The sequence below is a fragment of the Nonomuraea sp. B208 genome, from assembly GCF_057536035.1.
In genome coordinates, this window is record NZ_BAAJOU010000025.1 from 465,649 (window position 1) to 482,486 (window position 16,838).

The 16,838-nt window shown below is 71.2% G+C and carries 12 protein-coding genes and 1 pseudogene; 9 read left to right on the forward strand and 4 right to left on the reverse strand.

What is annotated here, in order from left to right:
• Positions 1-9: 9 nt before the first annotated feature.
• From AC27IY_RS30430 to AC27IY_RS30465, 8 genes and pseudogenes are all read left to right on the forward strand, one after another.
• The gene (locus AC27IY_RS30430) at positions 10-480 is read left to right on the forward strand and encodes a hypothetical protein (protein WP_371250854.1); all 471 of its coding nucleotides are present in this window, start codon (positions 10-12) and stop codon (positions 478-480) included.
• A gap of 130 nt (positions 481-610) precedes the next feature.
• Positions 611-4,420 (forward strand): LamG-like jellyroll fold domain-containing protein, encoded by a 3,810-nt coding sequence (locus tag AC27IY_RS30435; RefSeq protein WP_487179982.1) that lies wholly within the window; start codon positions 611-613, stop codon positions 4,418-4,420.
• Between the two features lie 160 nt (positions 4,421-4,580).
• A complete protein-coding gene (gene dnaK / locus AC27IY_RS30440; RefSeq protein WP_344208309.1) occupies positions 4,581-6,449 on the forward strand; it encodes a molecular chaperone DnaK in 1,869 nt (622 codons plus the stop codon).
• A complete protein-coding gene (gene grpE / locus AC27IY_RS30445; RefSeq protein ID WP_371250856.1) occupies positions 6,449-7,075 on the forward strand; it encodes a nucleotide exchange factor GrpE in 627 nt (208 codons plus the stop codon). Before dnaK ends, grpE begins: the two co-directional genes overlap by 1 nt.
• Before the next feature lie 19 nt (positions 7,076-7,094).
• Positions 7,095-8,273 (forward strand): molecular chaperone DnaJ, encoded by a 1,179-nt coding sequence (dnaJ, locus tag AC27IY_RS30450; protein WP_344208313.1) that lies wholly within the window; start codon positions 7,095-7,097, stop codon positions 8,271-8,273.
• A gap of 4 nt (positions 8,274-8,277) precedes the next feature.
• A pseudogene (locus tag AC27IY_RS30455) lies at positions 8,278-8,601 on the forward strand (heat shock protein transcriptional repressor HspR); the annotation flags it as partial.
• 34 nt (positions 8,602-8,635) lie between these two features.
• Entirely contained in the window at positions 8,636-11,209 is a 2,574-nt protein-coding gene (gene clpB / locus AC27IY_RS30460) for an ATP-dependent chaperone ClpB (protein ID WP_371250858.1), read from the forward strand.
• A 209-nt stretch (positions 11,210-11,418) separates the two neighbouring features.
• A complete protein-coding gene (locus AC27IY_RS30465; protein ID WP_487179983.1) occupies positions 11,419-12,084 on the forward strand; it encodes a hypothetical protein in 666 nt (221 codons plus the stop codon).
• A 91-nt stretch (positions 12,085-12,175) separates the two neighbouring features.
• On the opposite strand, the gene AC27IY_RS30470 is transcribed toward AC27IY_RS30465, so the two are convergent.
• The gene (locus tag AC27IY_RS30470) at positions 12,176-12,706 is read right to left on the reverse strand and encodes a tetratricopeptide repeat protein (RefSeq protein ID WP_245775283.1); all 531 of its coding nucleotides are present in this window, start codon (positions 12,704-12,706) and stop codon (positions 12,176-12,178) included.
• A 173-nt stretch (positions 12,707-12,879) separates the two neighbouring features.
• On the opposite strand from AC27IY_RS30470, the gene AC27IY_RS30475 reads away from it, so the two are divergent.
• A complete protein-coding gene (locus AC27IY_RS30475; RefSeq protein ID WP_423451360.1) occupies positions 12,880-13,224 on the forward strand; it encodes a hypothetical protein in 345 nt (114 codons plus the stop codon).
• Positions 13,225-13,231: 7 nt separating this feature from the next.
• On the opposite strand, the gene AC27IY_RS30480 is transcribed toward AC27IY_RS30475, so the two are convergent.
• The 3 genes from AC27IY_RS30480 to AC27IY_RS30490 all read right to left on the reverse strand — a co-directional run bounded on the left by AC27IY_RS30480 (position 13,232) and on the right by AC27IY_RS30490 (position 16,779).
• Positions 13,232-13,798, reverse strand: a complete 567-nt coding sequence (locus AC27IY_RS30480) for a TetR/AcrR family transcriptional regulator (RefSeq protein WP_371251029.1) — start codon at positions 13,796-13,798, stop codon at positions 13,232-13,234.
• A 153-nt stretch (positions 13,799-13,951) separates the two neighbouring features.
• Positions 13,952-15,652, reverse strand: a complete 1,701-nt coding sequence (locus AC27IY_RS30485; RefSeq protein WP_487179984.1) for an SDR family oxidoreductase — start codon at positions 15,650-15,652, stop codon at positions 13,952-13,954.
• 41 nt (positions 15,653-15,693) lie between these two features.
• Positions 15,694-16,779 carry a CapA family protein gene (locus AC27IY_RS30490; RefSeq protein ID WP_487179985.1) on the reverse strand — a complete coding sequence of 362 codons (1,086 nt, stop codon included), beginning with the start codon at positions 16,777-16,779 and terminating at the stop codon, positions 15,694-15,696.
• Positions 16,780-16,838 lie beyond the last annotated feature (59 nt).

Here is a 16,838-nt window from a genome sequence, read left to right on the forward strand (position 1 = left end):
ATGCGCACAATGACGAAAGCGACTCTTCTGGCCGGGTCCCTGGTTCTCGCGACGAGTTGTGCCACCGCGCCGGCCACGCGACCGGCCGCGTCGTCCTCCTCCCGCACCCCTGCCCCGCCGCCGGCGGTCGAGGTGACCCCGGTCACCACCGCTCCGACGGCGCCGTCGGAAGGCCCCCAGCCGGTCAAGCCGACCGGGAACGCGATCAACGTCCACAAGGTCCGCTGGACCAAGGCCAAACCGGTCTCCAAGGGCAAGAAAGTGCAGCTCACCTGGTGGTCGGGCGTCGCGCCGTGCACGGTGCTGGACCGCGTCAAGGTCAAGGAGACGTCGAAGAAGGTCACGATCACCCTGTACGAGGGCACCTCGCCCAAGGCGAAGAACACCTCCTGCATCATGATCGCCATCCAGAAGACCACCACCGTCAAGCTCAAGAAGGCCCTGGGCAAGCGCGTGCTCGTGGACGGCGCCAAGCGCTGAGCCGCGAACGGTTTCCGTGTCCAACAGCGGACACCCCTGCTGACAACTGATCGGTTACTTGCGATACATCGATCAGGCACCGAAGGCGTGGGGGCGTCGAGGGTGACGTCGCTCAGCCCAGGGGGTTCCCGTGAGACGACTCGGCCGCGCGCTCGCCGCACTCCTGCTCCTCCCCGCCGGCTGGCTCGCGCTGTCGAGCCCGCCCGCGCGGGCGCTGCCGCCGGCGTTCCAGCGGCAGACCGTGCTCAGCGGGCTCACCCGGCCGACGAACGTGGAGTTCGCGCCGGACGGGCGGGTGTTCGTGGCGGAGAAGAGCGGGCTGATCAAGGTCTTCGACTCGCTGTCCGACACGACGCCCACGCTCTACGCCGACCTGCGCACGCAGGTGCACAACTTCTGGGACCGCGGCCTGCTCGGCATGGCCCTGCATCCGGATTTTCCCGCCGACCCGCGTCTGTACGTCCTCTACAGCCGCGACGCCGTGCCCGGCGGGACCGCGCCGCGCTGGGGGACCGCGGGCGCGACCGACGACCCGTGCCCGACCCCGCCGGGCGCGACCGGTGACGGCTGCCTGGTCACCGGCCGCCTGTCGGTCATCTCCCCCACGGGGGCCGAGACCCCGCTGATCACCGACTGGTGCCAGCAGCATCCCAGCCACTCGGTCGGCGACCTGCGCTTCGGCCCGGACGGCGCGCTGTACGCCTCGGCCGGCGACGGCGCCAGCTTCAACTTCGCCGACTACGGCCAGGACAACCTGACCAGCTCCGACGTCACGCCGGACAACCCGTGCGGGGACCCGCCCTCGCCGGTCGGCACGGCCCTGTCGCCGCCGTCGGCGGAGGGCGGGGCGCTGCGCTCGCAGGACGTGCGGACGAACGGCGACCCGGCCGGCCTCGACGGCTCCCTGATCCGGATAAATCCGGATACGGGGGCGGCGGCCGCCGGCAACCCCAACGCCGCGAGCCCCGACCCCAACGCCGCCCGCATCGTCGCCCACGGCCTGCGCAACCCGTTCCGCATCACCGTGCGCCCCGGCACCTCGGAGATCTGGCTCGGCGAGGTCGGCTGGAACACCGTCGAGGAGATCAACCGGGTCGTCAGCCCCACCGCCGGCGTCACCAACTTCGGCTGGCCCTGCTACGAGGGCCCTGGCCGCCAGGGCGGCTACGACAACCTCGACCTGACGCTCTGCGAGAACCTGTACGCCGCCGGCGCCTCCGCCCACACCGCGCCGTACTTCGCCTGGAACCACAACGCCCGCCCCGCCCCCAGCGACCCCTGCCCGTCGGGCGGCTCCTCGGCCAGCGGCGTCGCCTTCCACACCGGCGGCGGCTACCCGGCCGCCTACGACGGCGCGCTGTTCTTCTCCGACTACAGCCGCCAGTGCGTCTGGGTGATGACCAAGGGCGCGAACGGCCTGCCCGACCCGGCCACGATTCAGACCTTCGACTCCGGCATGCCCACGGTCGAGCTGGAGACGGGCCCCGGCGGCGACCTGTTCGCCGTGGACTACGACCACGGGACGCTCGTCCGCTACCTCTACGCCAACACCCCGCCCACGGCGGTGATCGGCGCGAGCGCCACCTCCGGCGCCGCGCCGCTGGCCGTGACGTTCTCCGGGGCCTCCTCCAGCGACGCCGACGGCGACCCGCTCACCTACGCCTGGGACCTCGACGGCGACGGCGACCTCGACGACTCGACCGCCGCCGCGCCGTCGTTCACGTACGCCCAGCCGGGCTCGTACACCGTGCGCCTGCGCGTCCACGACGGCAGGGGCGGCCAGGGCGACGCCTCGGTCACCGTCAACGTGGACAACACCGCGCCCACGGCGACCATCGCCGTGCCGACGGCCACCACCACCTGGGCCGTCGGCCAGACGATCGCCTTCTCCGGCAGCGGCACCGACGCCCAGGACGGCACGGTCCCCGGCTCGCGCATGCACTGGGCGCTGATCCTGCACCACTGCCCGAGCACCTGCCACGAGCACGAGATCACCGCGTTCACCGGCGCGAGCGGGTCCTTCCAGGCCCCCGACCACGACTACCCGTCCCACCTGGAGCTGCGGCTCACGGTGACCGACGCCCAGGGGCTGAGCGACACCAAGAGCGTGCTGCTCCAGCCGCGCACGGTGAACCTGACCTTCCAGTCGTCGCCGCCCGGCCTGCGGCTCGGCTTCAACAGCGAGCAGACGATCAGCCCGTTCACCAGGACCGTGATCGTCGGCTCCGGCAACTCGGTCTCCGCGCCCTCGCCGCAGACCGCGAGCGGCGGCAGCCACACCTTCGCGTCGTGGTCGGACGGGGGTGCGGCGACCCACCAGGTCGTGGCTCCGGCGACCGCGACGACCTATACGGCGACGTACGAGCCGACGGCGGCGGTGCCGGGGCTGGTGGCGGCGTACGCGATGGACGAGGGCTCGGGCTCCACGGTCGGGGACGCCTCAGGCGGAGGCCACACCGGCACCCTCACCTCCACCACCTGGACCACCTCCGGCCGCTACGGCAGCGCACTGTCCTTCAACGGCACCTCAAGCTGGATCACCGTCCCCGACGCCGCCAACCTCCGCCTGACCACCGGCATGACCGTGGAGGCGTGGGTCCGTCCCACCACGGTGACCGGCTGGCGGACGGTCGTCATGAAGCAACACGCCAGCGGCGAGGCTTACACGTTGACCGCCGGCAGCGACAGCAACCGCCCCCACACGGCGATCTTCACCACCACCCCCGCCGACATCGGCGGGCCCAGCCAACTCCCCCTCAACACCTGGACCCACCTCACCGCCACCTACGACGCCACCACGTTGCGCCTCTACATCAACGGCACCCAGGTCGCCCAAACCCCCAAGACAGGCTCAATCCGCACCGACAACGGCGTCCTGCGCATCGGCGGCAACAGCCTGTGGGGCGAGTACTTCGCCGGCCTCATCGACGAAGTCCGCCTCTACAACCGCGCCCTCACCCCCGCCGAGATCCAGACCGACCTGAACACCCCGGTGGGACAGCCGCTGCCACCCGACACGCAGGCCCCCACCGCCCCCGGCGGGCTCACGGCGGCGGGCGGACCGGGCTCGGCGCAGCTCTCCTGGTCGGCCGCCACGGACAACGTGGGCGTGACGGGCTACCTGGTCCACCGCTCGGCCACGCCCGGCTTCACGCCGTCAGGGGCCAACCAGGTGGGCTCGGCCGACGGCACGTCGTTCACGGACTCCGGGCTCGCGGCGGGCACGTACTACTACCGGGTGCGGGCCTTCGACGGCGCGAACAACGTCGGCCCCGCCTCGGCCGAGGTCTCGGCGACGGTCACGCAGCCGCCGTCCGTGCCGGGGCTGGTGGCGGCGTACGGGATGAACGAGGGCACCGGCTCGACGGTCGCCGACACCTCCGGCGGAGGCCACACCGGCACCCTCACCTCCACCACCTGGACCACCTCCGGCCGCTACGGCAGCGCACTGTCCTTCAACGGCACCTCAAGCTGGATCACCATCCCCGACGCGCCGAGCCTCCGCCTCACGACCGGCATGACCGTGGAAGCCTGGATCCGCCCCACCACTGTCACCGGCTGGCGGACAGTCGTCATGAAGCAGCACGCCAGCGGCGAGGCCTACACGTTGACCGCCGGCAGCGACAGCAACCGCCCGCACACGGCGATCTTCACCACCACACCCGCCGACGTCGGCGGCCCCAGCCAACTCCCGCTCAACACTTGGTCCCACCTGACCGCGACCTACGACGCGACCACGCTGCGCCTCTACGTCAACGGCACCCAGGTCGCCCAAACCGCCAAGACCGGCTCAATCCGCACCGACAACGGCGTCCTGCGCATCGGCGGCAACAGCCTGTGGGGCGAGTACTTCGCCGGCCTCATCGACGAAGTCCGCCTCTACAACCGCGCCCTCACCCCCGCCGAGATCCAGACCGACCTGAACACCCCGGTCAGCTGATCTCCCGCGTCCGCGCCATCCTGCAGAATTCTGGGGCAGGATCGGGAATGCGGGCGCGCTCACAAGGGTTGAGTCGAGTAGGCTCAAGTCGTTTGACAAACACGACCGTCATCCGTAGCTTGAGTCCGACCGACTCAACTTTCACCACAAGGACGTACTCATGGCACGTGCGGTAGGTATCGACCTTGGGACGACCAACTCCGTCGTCTCGATCCTCGAGGGCGGTGAGCCCACCGTCATCGCCAACGCGCAGGGCTCGCGGACCACGCCGTCCGTGGTCGCCTTCGCGAAGAACGGCGAAGTCCTGGTCGGTGAGGTCGCCAAGCGGCAGGCCGTCACCAACGTGGACCGCACCATCCGCTCCGTCAAGCGCGAGATGGGCACCAACTGGTCCCAGGAGATCGACGGCAAGAAGTTCTCCCCGCAGCAGATCAGCGCCTTCGTGCTGCAGAAGCTCAAGCAGGACGCCGAGGCCTACCTGGGCGAGAAGATCACCGACGCGGTGATCACCGTCCCGGCCTACTTCAACGACGCCCAGCGGCAGGCCACCAAGGAGGCCGGCACGATCGCGGGCCTCAACGTGCTCCGCATCATCAACGAGCCGACCGCCGCGGCCCTCGCCTACGGCCTCGACAAGGAGCAGGACCAGACCATCCTGGTCTTCGACCTCGGTGGCGGCACCTTCGACGTGTCGCTGCTCGACGTCGGCTCCGAGGACGGCCACGGCTTCGTCGAGGTCAAGGCCACCTCCGGTGACAACCACCTGGGCGGCGACGACTGGGACCAGCGCGTCGTCGACGAGCTCGTCAAGCGTTTCCAGAACGCCCACGGCGTCGACCTGTCCAAGGACAAGATGGCTCTGCAGCGCCTGCGCGAGGCCGCGGAGAAGGCCAAGATCGAGCTGTCCAGCCAGTCCGAGACCAGCATCAACCTGCCCTACATCACGGCCTCCTCCGAGGGCCCGCTGCACCTCGACGAGAAGCTCACGCGCTCGGAGTTCCAGCGGCTGACGGCCGACCTGCTCGAGCGGACCAAGGGCCCGTTCCACCAGGTCATCAAGGACGCCGGCATCAAGGTCTCCGACATCAGCCACGTGGTGCTGGTCGGCGGCTCGACCCGGATGCCCGCCGTGACCGACCTGGTCAAGGAGCTGACCGGCGGCAAGGAGCCCAACAAGGGCGTCAACCCCGACGAGGTCGTCGCCATCGGCGCCGCCCTGCAGGCCGGCGTGCTCAAGGGTGAGGTCAAGGACGTCCTGCTGCTCGACGTGACCCCGCTGTCGCTGGGCATCGAGACCAAGGGCGGCATCTTCACCAAGATCATCGAGCGCAACACGACGATCCCGACCAAGCGCTCCGAGGTCTTCACCACGGCCGAGGACAACCAGCCGTCGGTGCAGATCCAGGTCTTCCAGGGCGAGCGCGAGATCGCGGCCTACAACAAGAAGCTCGCGACCTTCGAGCTCACCGGCATCGCGCCGGCCCCGCGCGGCATCCCGCAGATCGAGGTCACCTTCGACATCGACGCCAACGGCATCGTCAACGTCTCCGCCAAGGACCTGGGCACGGGCAAGGAGCAGTCGATGACCATCACCGGCGGCTCGGCGCTGCCCAAGGACGACATCGAGCGCATGATGCGCGAGGCCGAGTCCTACGCCGAGGAGGACAAGAAGCGCCGCGAGGAGGCCGAGGTCCGCAACAACGCCGACGGGCTCGCCTACCAGACGGAGAAGTTCCTCCGCGAGAACGACGACAAGGTCCCCGGTGACATCAAGACCGAGGTCAACGACGCCCTGGCCGAGCTGAAGAAGGCTCTGGAGGGCACCGACACCGACGTCATCCGCAACTCGGCGGAGAAGCTCGCCACGGTCAGCCAGAAGATGGGCTCGGCGATCTACGCCGCCGGCCAGGGTCAGCAGGGCGGCCCCGAGGGCGCCCCGCAGGACGCCGCGGCCGGTGCGGGCCAGAAGGCCGACGAGGACGTGGTCGAGGCCGAGATCGTCGACGACGAGCCGAAGAAGGACAAGTGATGCCGCCGCGTGACAACGGGCACGAGGAGCCGGTGATCCGCGACAACCGCAAGATCGACCCGGAGACGGGGCTGCCTCGCGAGCCCGACGCCGCCCAGGAGACGGCCGGCCAGCCCGCCGAGGCCCCGGCCGCCGCCGGTCCCGCCGCCGACGGCGAGCTGGCCATCCAGCTCGCCGAGCGGACCGAGGACCTGAAGCGACTCCAGGCCGAATACGTCAACTACCGCAAGCGCGTCGAGCGCGACCGCGCCGCGGTCAGGGAGCAGGCGGTGGCGAGCGCGCTGACCGAGCTCCTGCCCGTGCTCGACGACATCGGCCGCGCCCGCGAGCACGGCGAGCTCACCGGCGGCTTCGCGAAGGTGGCGGAGTCGCTGGAGGCCACGCTCACCAAGCTCGGCCTCACCGCCTACGGGCAGAAGGGCGACCCCTTCGACCCGACCGTCCACGAGGCGCTGATGCACAGCTACTCCGCGGACGTGACCGAGGCCACCGCGGTCGAGGTGTTCCAGCCCGGCTACCGCATGGGCGAGCGCATCCTGCGGCCGGCGCGGGTGGCCGTGGCCGAGCCCGCCGAGCCCCAGGAGCCCGCCGCGGGCGGCCAGGGTGAAACCGAAGACGAAAGCTGACGAGGACGAAGGGCCGTAGATGAGCACCAAGGACTACTTGGAGAAGGACTACTACGCCGTCCTTGGTGTGCCCAAGACCGCGACCGCTGACGAGATCAAGAAGGCCTACCGCAAGCTGGCCCGCCAGTACCACCCCGACAGCAACCAGGGCGACACCGCCAAAGAGGCCAAGTTCAAAGAGGTCTCCGAGGCGTACGACGTCCTGTCCGACACCAAGCGCCGCAAGGAGTACGACGAGGCGCGGACGTTGTTCGGCTCCGGGGTGGGCGGCCAGCGGCCGGGGGCCGGCGGCTTCTCGTTCGACTTCGGCGACCTGTTCGGCGGCACCGGGCAGGGGCAGCAGGGGGGCGCGGGAGAGCGGCTCGGCGACCTGTTCGGCGGGCTGTTCAACCGCGGCGGTGGTGGTGCGTCCACCCGCACCACCACGACCCGGCCGCGGCGTGGCCAGGACATCGAGTCCGAGGTCACGCTCTCGTTCACCGAGGCCGTCGAGGGCACCACGGTGTCGCTCAGGCTGACCAGCTCGGCCGCCTGCGCCGCGTGCACCGGCACCGGCGCCAAGGCGGGCACGACCCCGAGGGTCTGCCCGACCTGTGAGGGCACCGGCGCGGCCAGCCGCAACCTGGGCAACTTCGCCTTCTCCGAGCCCTGCCGCGACTGCAAGGGCCGCGGGCTGATCGTGGACGACCCCTGCCCCGTGTGCGAGGGCAGCGGCCGGGCCAAGAGCACCCGCACCATCCAGGCCCGCATCCCCGCCGGCGTCGCCGACGGTCAGCGGGTCAAGCTCAAGGCCAAGGGGGCGCCGGGCGAGAACGGCGGCCCCGCGGGAGACCTCTACATCCAGACCCACGTCAAGCCGCACGCGGTGTTCGGCCGCTCGGGCGACAACCTGACCGTCACCGTGCCGGTGACGTTCACGGAGGCCGCCCTGGGGGCCGAGATCAAGGTGCCCATCCTCAAGGGCATGCCGGTCACGCTGCGCATCCCGCCGGGCACGCCCAACGGGCGTACCTTCCGGGTGCGCGGCAGGGGCGTGTCCCGTAAGGACGGCACCAAGGGCGACCTGCTCGCCACGGTCGAGGTGCTCGTGCCGAACACGCTGGACGACAAGTCGCGCGAGCTCCTCAGCGAGTTCCAGACCGCGACCGCGGGCGAGGACCCGCGCGCCGACCTCATTCAGCGAGCCAGAAGCGAGTGAGCCGATGGACGCCAACTATTTCGACCTGTCCGACGACACACCCGTCTATGTGATCTCGGTGGCCGCGCAGTTGTCCGGGCTGCATCCGCAGACCCTGCGCCAGTACGACCGGCTCGGCCTGGTCAGCCCCGGCCGTACGGCCGGGCGCGGCCGCCTCTACTCCACAAGAGACATCATCCAGCTCCGCGAGGTGCAGCGGCTCTCCCAGGAAGAGGGCATCAACCTCGCGGGCATCAAGCGCATTCTCGAGCTCGAGAACGAGACCCTGCGGTTGCGCGAGGAGGTTCACCGCCTGCGCGCCGAGATGCGCATGGTCAGAGCGCTGATCCGCTACGAGCTGCCACCGGGGGCCTGAGAACGACATGGACTACAAGCTCACCCAGAAGAGCCAGGAGGCGCTCTCGGGGGCCATGCGGCGCGCCGCCGCGGAGGGCAACCCCGAGATCGCCCCGGCTCACCTGATGGCCACCCTGCTCGCGCAGACGGGCGGCACCGCCGTGCCGCTGCTGGAAGCCGTCGGCGCCGACTGGCGCGCGTTGCGCACCAGGGTCGAGGAGCTGCTGGCCGGGCTGCCGAAGGCGCAGGGCGCGACGGTGGGGGCGCCGTCGAGCTCACGCCAGCTCCTCACGGTCATGAACACCGCCGCGCACCACGCCAACCGGCTCGAAGACCTCTACGTCTCCACCGAGCACCTGCTGGTGGGCCTCGCGGCCGACGGCGGCCAGGTCGCCGACCTGCTGAAGGCGCAGGGGGCGACCTCGCAGGCGCTGCTCGACGCGTTCGAGAAGGTGCGCGGCAACGCCCGCGTCACCAGTGAGACGCCCGAGGACACCTACCAGGCGCTGGAGAAGTACGGCGTCGACCTGACCGAGCGCGCCCGGGGCGGCAAGCTCGACCCGGTCATCGGCCGCGACGGCGAGATCCGCCGCGTGGTCCAGGTGCTGAGCCGGCGCACCAAGAACAACCCGGTGCTGATCGGCGAGCCCGGCGTCGGCAAGACCGCCGTCGTCGAGGGCCTGGCCCAGCGCATCGTGGCCGGCGACGTGCCGGAGTCGCTGCGCGGCAAGCGGCTCATCTCGCTCGACCTCGGCGCGATGGTCGCGGGGGCGAAATACCGCGGCGAGTTCGAGGAGCGGCTGAAGGCCGTGCTCTCCGAGATCAAGGAGAGCGAAGGCCAGGTCGTGACCTTCATCGACGAGCTGCACACGGTCGTCGGCGCGGGCGCCGCCGAGGGCGCCATGGACGCGGGCAACATGCTCAAGCCCATGCTGGCCCGCGGCGAGCTGCGCATGATCGGCGCGACCACGCTCGACGAATACCGCGAGCGCATCGAGAAGGACCCGGCGCTGGAGCGCCGCTTCCAGCAGGTCTACGTGGGTGAGCCCACGGTCGAGGACTCCATCGCGATCCTGCGCGGACTGAAGGGCCGCTACGAGGCCCACCACCAGGTGCAGATCTCCGACGGCGCGCTGGTCGCCGCCGCCGCGCTGTCCGACCGCTACATCACCAACCGCTTCCTCCCCGACAAGGCGATCGACCTGGTCGACGAGGCCGCCTCGCGGCTGCGCATGGAGATCGACTCCCGTCCCGTGGAGATCGACCAGCTCCAGCGCTCCGTCGACCGGATGAAGATGGAGGAGCTGGCCCTGTCGAAGGAGACCGACGAGGCCTCCGTCCAGCGGCTGGAGCGGCTCCGCCAGGAGCTGGCCGACCGCCAGGAGGAGCTCAACGCCCTCGTCGGCCGCTGGGAGCAGGAGAAGGCCGGGCTCAACAAGGTCGGTGAGCTGAAGAAGCAGCTCGACGAGGCCAAGGGCGCGGCCGAGCGGGCCCAGCGCGACGGCGACTTCGAGGCCGCCTCGCGGCTGATGTACGCCGAGGTGCCGCGGCTGGAGCAGGCGCTCAAGGCCGCCTCCGAGGCCGAGCAGCCGGAGAACGCCATGGTCAAGGAGGAGGTCGGGGCCGACGACATCGCCGAGGTGATCTCGTCGTGGACCGGCATCCCCGCCGGGCGGCTCCTGGAGGCCGAGACGGCCAAGCTGCTGCGCATGGAGGACGAGCTGGGCCGGCGGCTCATCGGCCAGCAGGAGGCCGTACGCGCGGTCTCCGACGCCGTACGCCGCAGCCGGGCCGGCATCGCCGACCCCGACCGCCCCACGGGCTCGTTCCTCTTCCTCGGCCCAACGGGCGTGGGCAAGACCGAGCTGGCCAAGGCGCTGGCGGAGTTCCTGTTCGACGACGAGCGGGCGATGACCCGCATCGACATGAGCGAATACTCCGAGAAGCACAGCGTGGCCCGGCTCGTCGGCGCGCCTCCCGGCTACGTCGGCTACGAGGAGGGCGGCCAGCTCACCGAGGCCGTACGCCGGCGCCCCTACACCGTGGTGCTGCTGGACGAGGTCGAGAAGGCCCACCCCGAGGTCTTCGACATCCTGCTCCAGGTGCTCGACGACGGGCGGCTGACCGACGGCCAGGGCCGCACGGTCGACTTCCGCAACACGATCCTGATCCTCACCTCCAACCTGGGCTCGCAGTTCCTCATCGATCCCAAGCTGGAGAACGACGCCAAGCGCGAGGCCGTCATGGCGGCCGTGCGCTCGGCCTTCAAGCCGGAGTTCCTCAACCGGCTCGACGACGTGATCCTCTTCGACGCCCTCGGCACGGAGGAGCTGGCCCAGATCGTCGACCTGCAGGTCGAGCGGCTGGCCCGGCGCCTGGCCGACCGCAGGCTGACGCTGGAGGTCACGCCGGCGGCCCGCGAGTGGCTGGCACTGACCGGCTACGACCCGCTCTACGGCGCCCGGCCGCTGCGCCGCCTGGTGCAGTCGTCCATCGGCGACAAGCTGGCCAAGGCCGTCCTGTCGGGCGAGGTCGTGGACGGCGACAAGGTGACCGTGGAGCTCGGCGACGACGAGCTGCTCGTCCAGCGCGCCGCCTGACGCCCGCCCGGAGCCCGGGGCCCCGTCCGTGGGCCCCGGGCTCCGGCGTTTTTTTTGGGGGGGCGATCAGCGGGCTCACGGCACGGTCATGGGCCCGCCCGCTCGGTAAGGTTCGCCCCACCCTTCGGACAAGCCCCGCACGCCCCGCCCCCCGGCGGGCTAGCTTCGGCGTTCGTCAGATGAGCGAACAACGACCAGGGGGCGTGCCAGTGCCATCCCACAAGTTCCGGATCATCGTCGCGACGGCCGCGCTGGCCGCGGGTGTGAGCTGGTTCGCCGCGGGCCCCACGGGCGCGGACACCTGTGGCGGAGCGCGGCACTCGACCAGCCTGCTCGGCTGCGCCGGGCGGGTGGAGGTGCGTCCGCAGGACGTGCCGGGCGGGACCATGATCACCCCGGAGGCCAACGACCTGGCCTTGGCGGCCGGGCGGCTGGCCCGGCAGCTCGGGCTGACCGGCCTCGCCTCGGGGGGCGCGCTGCCGGGCAAGGTCGATCTCGGCGGGGTGCCGGCCAGCTGGGGCATGCCGCCCCTGTCCTCCGCCTCCCCACTGGTCCGTCAGGCCGCGGCCGGACCGGCCGGGATGAGGGATCTGGCAACGGCGGCGTACGTCGCGGCCCTGCCGACGCTGCCCCAGGCGCCCGTCCTGCCGGGGACGCCGGCGCGCGCCTCGCGGGAGCCGCACACCGTGATCGCCGGCTCTCCGCGCAAGGACCCGCGCGGGGCGCGGAAGCCGGCGGGCGAGGTGGGCTCGCAGGTCGTCGGCGAGCTGCTGCCGCAGGCGCTCGGCGACCTCGGCGACTCGCCGGTGCTGCCGGGACGCGATCCGGGCCTGGCCGGCCTCACCGGCCTCGTCCAGGACCTCGGCCTCCGCTGATCCCTCAGAGGGCACGGCGGAATGGCGCGTGCACCTCGGTGGAACGGTACACGCGCCGATCCCGGCGGTCCGCCCTTCTCAGGGCGGGCCGTCAGTGGACGAGCGCGTCCAGTTCGTCCTCGGGCAGCCCGAGATCGACCCTGATGCGGTAGCGCGTACGCAGCGCCGCATCGTGCTCCGGGTCGCTCTCGTCGGATCCCAGCGCGGCCTGGGTCGCCCATTCCAGGCCGCCCCGCAGGTCTCCGTACGCCACCAGCGTCTCGGCGATCGTGTGAGCGGTCGCCGTCGAGACGCCGCCCTCGGCGCGTATCGTCTCGATGACCTCTCTCGCCTCCTCCTGCCGGTCGAGCTCGAACAACGTGTCGGCGATGCCGGCACGCGGATCGAAGCCCGTCTCGCCGCCGTCCTCGAGCGCGCGCTGGAAACACTCCATCGCGCGCGCGGGCTGTCCGGCCGCCCGCCACTCCTCGGCGGCGAGAACCAGGATGGACGCCCTGGAGACGTCGCCCGAGGAGTATCCGAGCGCGACGTCGTAGAGCCGACTGGCCAGGGAATCGTGGTCGTCGGCCAGAAGGGCCTGCTCAAGCAGACGATCAAGGTGCTCACGGGTCACATGCGCCACACCGTGAGACTACCGAGCCACGTGCGCCTTTGCCCGGTCATTGCGCATCGCCGGTGGGTCCGGATTTCGGTCACTCCACGGTAAAGACTGGTCACTCTCTGCGTGTTGACACTGCTTGCGGGGGATATACGGATCGCTACGCGTTCTCGCGAGCGGAAGGGGCTGTCATGGGCATGTCCAAGCAGACGACCTTCGCGCTGGCGTGTGTGGTCGTGTTGTCGGCTCTGGTGCCCGGTGTCGCCGGCTATCTGACGGCCCGGATGGAGGCCATCGAGGCCGCCGAGCGCAACCTGCGGGCGCTGGAGGCGCGGCTGCAGCTCCGCGAGGCCAGGGACGCGCGGCCGGTGTCGTACTCGGTGCCCTGCCTGCACACGCCGTCCACGCCGCAGTTGCAGGAGTTCTCGGCCAGCGCGCTCGGCCGCGAGGAGCACGCCGGGCGCGGGCGGCCGGGCGAGGCCGCCCCCGACTGGCTGCCCGGCCTGGTCCAGGACGTCGAGCGCGCCGTGACGGGCGAGTAGTCGCGGCTCAGACGGCCGGCGACAGGTTCTTGAGCTGGCGCGACAGGAAGCCGCGGATGAGCTGCTTGGCCGCCTCTATCATCTCGGGGTCGCCGTCGGGACGGCGGCGGAAGGCCAGCTTGAGCACCGCGTCACCGGCCTCGACGGCCGCCAGCACCGACACGTCCAGCCTCGGGTCGTCGGCCAGGCCGAACTCGGTCAGGAACAGCCCGCGCAGGCGGCCGGCGATGACCGTGTTGTTCTCGGAGTCGGAGTCGAGCAGGTTGAGGTCGACGGCGTCGCCGAAGTGCAGGCTCTTGAAGCCGGCGACCGAGCGGTGCATGTCGACGTAGACGTCGATGATGGCGTCCACCGCCTCCCACCACCCCCGGTAGTCCTCCTCCAGGAACCGGCGGTCCACCCGGCGGACGAACTCCTCGACGTTGCGCCGGGTGAGCTCCTGGGTGATGGCCCGTTTGTCCGGGAAGAACTGGTAGACCGAACCGATCGCCACGCCCGCCCGCTCCGCGATGCGGGTGGTGGACAGGGCCTCGTAGCCGGACTCGTCGAGCAGCTCGGCGCAGGCGTCGAGCATGCGCTCGACGCGGCGGGCGCTGCGGCGCTGCGCGGGACGCCGCCTCAGGGCGGGAGGCTGGGAGCAATCGTTCTCAATCTGCGGCGAAGACACGGATTCATCTTCTCCCGAAGGCGCGATCGTTAGTTGGAAAATTTCTGGATTTCTCGCTCGTCACCCCAGCCGCGCCAGTGTCCGCATCAGCCGGGGCGAAATCCGGGACAGCGCATAACCTATTTCGGCTTCCAGGTTGACCGGAACGACCGCCTCATTACGGTCCACGGCCCGCAGAATGTGCGCGGCCACCCGCTCGGCCGGATACCGGCGGCGCGCCGGCCACCGGACGGCGAGGTCCCTGCGGACCGCGCCGACGTACGTGGTGTGCTCCGCCATGGGCGTGGACACGAACCCCGGGCAGACGACGCTCACCCCGATGCCGTGTCCCGCCAGTTCGGCCCTCAGACTGTCGCTGAGCGCCTTCACGGCGGCCTTGGACACCGAGTACGCCGGCAGCAGCCGCGTCGGCGCGAACGCCGCCAGGGACGCGACGTTGACGATGTGCCCGCCCTGCCCGCGCGCCACCATGGCCGCCCCGAACAGCCGGCAGCCGTGAATGACGCCCCAGAGATTGGTGTCGATGGTGCGCCGCCAGTCGTCGACGGTGTGATCGAGAATGGGGCCGGCGACGGTGATCCCGGCATTGTTGAGCACAATGTCCGGCACTCCATATTCCGCAATGACATTTCGCGAAAAGTCAGCCATCTGATCGACATTGCCCACATCGACCTGCGCGGCCCACGCCGTGCCCCCGAGTTCCTTTCCGATCCCCTCGGCCGCCCGCGCCGCGGCGGACCCGTCCACATCTGCGCACACCACCTCTCCCCCGTGCGCCGCGAACGCCCGCGCCGCCGCCAGCCCGATCCCCGACCCCGCGCCGGTGACCACCACCAGCCGGTCGGTGAACGCCCGGCGTGCGGCGCCCGCCCGCGCCCGCCGTAACTCCCGCGACGGGGAGGCGCCCTCGACGTGCGCGACGAACTCGGCGATCATGCCGGCCACCGTGTCGGGACGGGCGCGCTGCGCCCAGTGGCCGGCGTCGAGCTCGCGCCGCCAGAGCCGCGGCGTCCACCGTTCGCACCAGCCCGCCAGCGCCGGGGTCACGAAGGGGTCGTGCGCGGCGTCGACGAGCTGCACGGGCAGGTCGATCACGGGCGGCCCGGCCGGCTCGGCCCGGCCCCGCCGCCCCCGCAGGTTCGCCCGGTAGAGCCAGAGGCCGTTGCGCGCGTCACGTACCAGGGTCGGGGCGGGATGGCCGTCGCGCGGGGGCGCGCCCTCGCGGCGCAGGCGGCGCGCCAGCAGCCGCGGCACCAGCGAGCGCCAGGCCAGCTCGGGCAGGACCGGGATCAGGAAGAACCCGATGTAGGAGGAGCGTACGAGCTGCACGAGCCGGTCCCGCCGCCCGCCGTGCCGGGCGAAGTCCGCCAGGTGCCGCCCGCCCGGCCCGCCGAGGCTGGTGAACGAGGCCAGCCGCTCGCGCAGCCCGGCCCGCCCGGCCGCCTCCCACCCCTGCACCGACCCCCAGTCGTGCCCGACCAGATGGACCTTCCGCCCGCCGGCCACCGCGTCGAGCACCGCCCGCAGGTCGTCCATCAGACGGTCGAGGCCGTAGTCGCGGCGGTCACGGGGCCCGGTCGAGGCCCCGGCCCCTCGTACGTCGTAACGCACCACATGGAAGCGGCCGGAGAGCCGGGCCGCGACCTCGTCCCAGACGCGGTGCGTGTCCGGATAGCCGTGGAGGAGCAGCACGGTCGGATCGGCGGGGTCGCCGTCCGTGTAGACCGCCAGCCGCACGTCGCCGGACTCGACCCACCGCATCGCGACCCCCTAGTGGACGCTCCGTCCGCAATATAGATCCGCTAGGGCCGCGTGGAAAGGCCGGTGCAGGACCTCAGCGCCTTCCAGTCCGTCAGCGCCTGGGTCTTCGCCGAGCCCGTCATCGGCACCGGGACGCCGCCCTGGATGGTGGCCGGGGTCCAGCGGTCCTTCAGCACCTTCCTGCCGTTGATGGTGAGCGTCAAGACGCCGGTCCGGCCGGTGGTCGCCGGATTGGAGTTGTAGAAGACGAAGTTGCCCATCCCGTAGTTGACGTAGGCGTTCCCGAGGTAGCCGGAGCCGAGCAGGATGTGCGCGTGGCCGCCGACGATGACGTCCGCGCCCGCCTTGACCAGCTTGGGGGCCAGCGAGAGCTGCGCCTCGTTCGGGCACTTCTGCATCTCGGTGCCCCAGTGGAGGTGGACGATCACGGTGTCGGAGTTCTTGCGCGCCTGCCGCACCGCCTGCAGCAGGGCTGCCTCGTCCTTGGCGGAGGCCAGGCCGCCCTTGTCCGCGGTGGCCGTCCACGCCTGGATGAACTCGGAGTCGAGCACCTGCGTGGCCCCGATGATCGCCACCCGGTTGCCGTTCACGGTCTTCCTGTACGGCTTGTACGCCTCCGCCGCGTCCTTCCCGATCCCCACCACCGGGAACTTGCTGCGCTTGATGGCCGCCAGCGAGTCGGCCAGCCCGCTCTCCATGTAGTCCATGCCGTGGTTGTTGGCCATGGACACGACGTCCACCCCGGCCGACTTGAGCGCGGTGAACGCGCTGGCCGGCGCGCGGAAGGTGAACTGCTTGCCCGGCGCGGGCGTCCCCGCCGTGGTGATCGCCGTCTCCAGGTTGACCATGGTGAGGTCGGCCTGGCGCAGGACGTTCGCGATGGGCCCGAGCGCGGTGCGCGGATTGGCCAGCCGCGGCCGCAGGATGCCCTCGAAGTGCACGTCCCCGCCGAACGAGATCGTGTACGGCCGCCGCTGCGGCGTCGGCTTCTTCGTCGGCGACACCGCCGCCTGCTGGTCGGCCTGCTTGGCCTGCAACTCCTTGTCCGGCGCCGAAGAGGAGCAGGCGGCCAGCGAGGCCACCGACGCGATGGCGGCGAACAACGGGAGGGCACGGGGGAGTCTCATCTGCCGCACTTCCGCTCGAATCCTGACATTCAGGGATTGAGCATGCCATGCGGGGGTCG

Bases quoted from the DNA above. Each gene is read 5' to 3' on its own strand.
- clpB (WP_371250858.1), top strand. From the start codon at position 8,636: ATGGACTACAAGCTCACCCAGAAGAGCCAGGAGGCGCTCTCGGGGGCC.
- AC27IY_RS30475 (WP_423451360.1), top strand. From the start codon at position 12,880: ATGTCCAAGCAGACGACCTTCGCGCTGGCGTGTGTGGTCGTGTTGTCG.
- AC27IY_RS30485 (WP_487179984.1), bottom strand. From the start codon at position 15,652: ATGCGGTGGGTCGAGTCCGGCGACGTGCGGCTGGCGGTCTACACGGAC.
- dnaJ (WP_344208313.1), top strand. From the start codon at position 7,095: ATGAGCACCAAGGACTACTTGGAGAAGGACTACTACGCCGTCCTTGGT.
- AC27IY_RS30430 (WP_371250854.1), top strand. From the start codon at position 10: ATGACGAAAGCGACTCTTCTGGCCGGGTCCCTGGTTCTCGCGACGAGT.
- grpE (WP_371250856.1), top strand. From the start codon at position 6,449: ATGCCGCCGCGTGACAACGGGCACGAGGAGCCGGTGATCCGCGACAAC.
- AC27IY_RS30490 (WP_487179985.1), bottom strand. From the start codon at position 16,779: ATGAGACTCCCCCGTGCCCTCCCGTTGTTCGCCGCCATCGCGTCGGTG.
- dnaK (WP_344208309.1), top strand. From the start codon at position 4,581: ATGGCACGTGCGGTAGGTATCGACCTTGGGACGACCAACTCCGTCGTC.
- AC27IY_RS30480 (WP_371251029.1), bottom strand. From the start codon at position 13,798: ATGCTCGACGCCTGCGCCGAGCTGCTCGACGAGTCCGGCTACGAGGCC.